This window comes from Cyanobium sp. LEGE 06143, from assembly GCF_015207535.1.
Lineage (GTDB): Bacteria > Cyanobacteriota > Cyanobacteriia > PCC-6307 > Cyanobiaceae > NIES-981.
Map to the genome: position 1 here is coordinate 1 of NZ_JADEWP010000245.1, position 2,895 is coordinate 2,895.

General features: G+C 62.1%; 2 protein-coding genes. One reads left to right on the forward strand and one right to left on the reverse strand.

The features are described 5' to 3' along the window. The first annotated feature begins 160 nt into the window (after positions 1–160). Positions 161–2,212: a 1-acyl-sn-glycerol-3-phosphate acyltransferase gene (locus IQ216_RS12965; protein ID WP_228007504.1), complete on the forward strand. Its 2,052-nt coding sequence runs from the start codon at positions 161–163 to the stop codon at positions 2,210–2,212. Here the strand turns inward: IQ216_RS12965 and IQ216_RS12970 are convergent. Continuing rightward, positions 2,213–2,895 (reverse strand): beta-ketoacyl synthase (locus IQ216_RS12970; RefSeq protein WP_304523989.1); only part of this gene is annotated, 683 nt, incomplete at its 5' end.

Here is a 2,895-nt window from a genome sequence, read left to right on the forward strand (position 1 = left end):
GACTGGGGCTGGGCAGGAGCGGGAAAGCGGCCGGCTGCGGGCTGGTCGCCATCCTTTGTGCCGGAGGTTGGTGAAGCAATCTTACGCCTTGGTCCCTGGATCCATCACCTGTCTCAGTGCCTGTCAGCACTGGGTTTCAGCCCGAACTAGCCGCTGCATCATGGGAGAATCGGCTCGTCCGGCCGCAGGGGTGGCATTGGCCAGCGTTCAGATTCAGATCGAAGGCCCGGTGCTGCTCCTGATGGGCCCGATCGGTCTGTTCTTCTCGCGCCTCTGGCGGTATCTGCACGACTGCGGTGTGCCGGTTTACAAGATTTCCTATCCGCTGCACGAATTCGGATTTCCTCGGCAGGCCAGGATTCCGTTTTCAGGTTCCATGGAGGAATGGCCAGCATTCCTGCGGGAGGTGATCCAGGAAAAAGGGATCCGCCACCTGTTCATGTATGGCGACTTCATTGATCCGCATCGCCTGGCCATTGAAGTGGCCCAAAGCCTGAACGTTGATGCCTATGTGTTTGAGCTGGGTTACGTCAGGCCGAACTATGTCACTCTGGAGCGTGATCGCGTCAACTGCCGCTCCAATCTCAACCAGCCGGTGAGCTTCTATGAGGCCCTGCCAGCGGTGGCCCATCTGCCCCAGGCACGCCTGGATCCTGGTTGGCGCTGGCGCAAAATCTGGAAAGCACCCACCTTCATCCAGCACGCCTTCACGCGCTACAGGATCATTGAAGGGGAGCACAAGCTGCAGCCCTCGCCAGCCTTTCTCTGGTGCCAGGTGCGGGGCTCCGTACGCTACTGGATGTATCGGCTGCAGGAACGCAAGCTCAAGCACCTGTTGGTCGAAAACCTGTCGTTCTTCCTGGCGATTCTTCAGGTCTCCAGTGACTCCCAGATCACCACAGGGTCAGGATTCCGTGGCATGCACGATTTCATTGAAACGGTGATCGTGTCATTTGCAGCCCATGCCCATCCCTCAGATCATCTGGCTTTTAAGCACCATCCCCGCGATCGTGGTTACAACAACTATAAGTCTTTGATTCGCCTGTTGGCAGAACGCGAAGGAGTTTCCGGTCGGGTTCATTACTTCCACGATGGTCCCCTCAGCGCCTTCATCCGCACCTGTCGCGGCGTGGTCACCGTGAACAGCACGGTGGGGCTTCAGGCTCTTTTTCATGCGGCAGCCACCAAAGTGATGGGGCAGACGTTTTATAACCTGCCGGGCCTGACGGATCAACAGCCATTGGATGGGTTCTGGGCCGCGCCCCAAACCAGCAGTCGGCCTTTGTTTTACCGCTTCTACAACCACCTTGTCACCACCACCCAGATCAACGGTAACTTTGATGGTGAATTCCCTTTCCGCGAGACCTTGCCGGTAGCCCTTTCGGCGCGCTCCAGTCCAGCGCAGCTGGGGCGGGCTCAGGCCACCAGCCTGGGCTGGGTGGTGCCGCTGCGGGTGATCTATCGCCTGTTCTGCTTCGGGGCCATGTATGTGGCCTATGCCTTGGAGCTGATCGCTCTCACCCTGCGGCTGCGGCGACTGGCCCGACATTTGCTCACCGCGGTCGCCCGCTTCGGCCTGCGCGCCGTGGGCATCGATGTGATTGTGGACGACAGCCTGTTGCTACAGGATGATCAGTGCCGACGCATCCATATCTGGAATCACAACAGCCCCTTTGATGTGTTCGCCATCCAGGGCTATCTGCAGATTCCCGCGGTCACCACCTCCGGGTTGCATCTGAACCGGTTGCTGCCGTTCTTTGATCGTTCCGCCACCAATGCCGGCCATGTGCTCCTGGATCATCGTCAACCCGATCAGCGACGCAGCACGCTCTGGAAGTCGTCGCAGGTGCTGGAGCGCCACGGCCAGTTGATGATTGCGCCCAACGGTTCCCTGAAGACGTCGATCCTGCAGCGCGCTTCCGCCAGTGCCTATCTGCTGGCCCGCCGCCATCGGGCCACGGTGGTGCCCTGGTGGTTTGAGTACAGAGGGCTGGAGGGCATCGAGGCTGGGGCGCTCTACAGACCACTGCGCCTGCTGGCCCAGCGACTCACGGCCCCACGGGTTGTGCTCCACTGTCGCCAGGGTCGTCCCGAGGATCTCGGGTTGCCGGTTGAGGAGAACCATCGGGAGGGTTTCTCCCGCCGCGTGATGGCTTACTACTCCCAGGATGCGGCCGGCTGGGCCGAGCGCCATCACCATCGGGCCAGCTGATCAGGCCCCCTGCAGCACCAGGGAAATGTTGTGCCCACCAAAGCCAAACGCATTTTTGAGCACATAGCGTTGCTGAACCGGCTGGGTGAGCCGGGTGGGTTTCCCCTTGACCAGGTGGAGCTGAACGGCGGGATCCTGGGGCTGACTGTTGGCGCTCACAGGAACCTGCCCGCTGGCCAGGGACCTGATGGCCATGATGGTTTCCACCGCGCCGGCCCCGCCGAGCATGTGGCCGAACTGTCCTTTCGGTGCCGTCACCGCTAGGGCCGCGTTGGCTTCTCCCAGAAGCCCACCGATCGCCTGGGCTTCCGCCAGATCACCCATGGCGGTACCCGTGGCATGGGCCTGGATGAAACTCAGATCGGCCACGGCCAGACCGCTGCGCTGCAGGGCCTGCTGCATGGCGGCCCGGGCCTGGGTGCCATGGGGTTCGGGCGACACCATGTGATGGGCATCGGCGGTGCTTCCCGCATCCAGCAGGTACGCCTCACAGCGGGCGCCGCGGGCGTTGGCATCGGCCTCGCGCTCCAGAACCAGAATGCCGGCCCCCTCAGCGATCACGAAGCCATCCCGATCCAGGCCATAGGGGCTGGAGGCCAGCTCCGGAGTGCGGTTCCGGGTGGAGAGGGCGCGCATGGCACTGAAGCCCGCCAGGCCCAGTTGGTTCACGGGGGCCTCCGACC

Excerpts from the sequence above, each read along its gene's own strand:
- IQ216_RS12965 (WP_228007504.1), top strand. The coding sequence starts at position 161 with ATGGGAGAATCGGCTCGTCCGGCCGCAGGGGTGGCATTGGCCAGCGTT.